General features: G+C 70.3%; 1 protein-coding gene. It reads left to right on the forward strand.

Features of this window, described 5'->3' with window-relative positions; translation table 11 throughout:
- Positions 1-19 precede the first annotated feature (19 nt).
- Positions 20-858 (forward strand): imelysin family protein (locus tag IF01_RS0140855; RefSeq protein WP_030398689.1); only part of this gene is annotated, 839 nt, incomplete at its 3' end.

The following is an 858-nucleotide window of genomic DNA, read 5'->3' on the forward strand; positions in this document are numbered from 1 at the left end:
CCTGACCGCTGGAGCCCGCATGTCCGCCCGTCGTTCCACCGCAGCCACTCTGCTCACCCTCGCCGTGGCGAGCGCCGCGCTGGCCGGCTGCTCGCAGAAGAAGGACGACAAGACCGCGGCCGACGCCGTCAAGGTCAACGCCACCGACACCGCCTGCGAGGTCTCCAGGACGACGTTCCCGGCCGGCCACGTCAGCATCGACATCGCCAACAAGGGATCCAAGGTCACCGAGGTCTACGTCTACGCCGCCGGCGACAAGATCGTCACCGAGCGCGAGAACATCGGCCCCGGCACCAAGGCCACCATCACCGCCGAGATCAAGGCCGGCTCCTACGAGGTCGCCTGCAAGCCCGGCATGGTCGGCGACGGCATCCGCCAGAAGATCACCGTCACCGGCGACGGCTCCGCCGCCCCCACCGACCCCCGCCTGGCCGCCGCCGTCGACGCCTACCGCGCGTACGCCCAGGAGCAGGCCGACGCCACCGTCCCGGCCGTCGAGGCCTTCGCCGCCGCGATCAAGGGCGGCGACCTGGAGAAGGCCAAGTCCCTCTACGCGCCCTCGCGCACCGGCTGGGAGCGCGGCGAGGAGGACCGCTACAGCCACACCGACCTCGCCGACTTCGCCGCCAACGTCGAGGGCGCCAAGAAGGCCTACGAGCTCCTCAAGCCCGTCGCCGCCGAGAAGGACGCCGACCTCGCCAAGACCCTGGACTCCGAGTTCGCCGCCATCCAGACCCTGCTCGCCAAGTACAAGCAGGCCGACGGCAGCTACACCTCCTACGACAAGGTCACCGACACCGAGCGCAAGACCTTCTCCGACGCCGTCAACTCCCTCGGCGAGCCCCTCTCCAAGCTCGC

This window comes from Kitasatospora purpeofusca (assembly GCF_000718025.1).
GTDB classification, from domain to species: Bacteria; Actinomycetota; Actinomycetes; order Streptomycetales; family Streptomycetaceae; genus Kitasatospora; species Kitasatospora purpeofusca.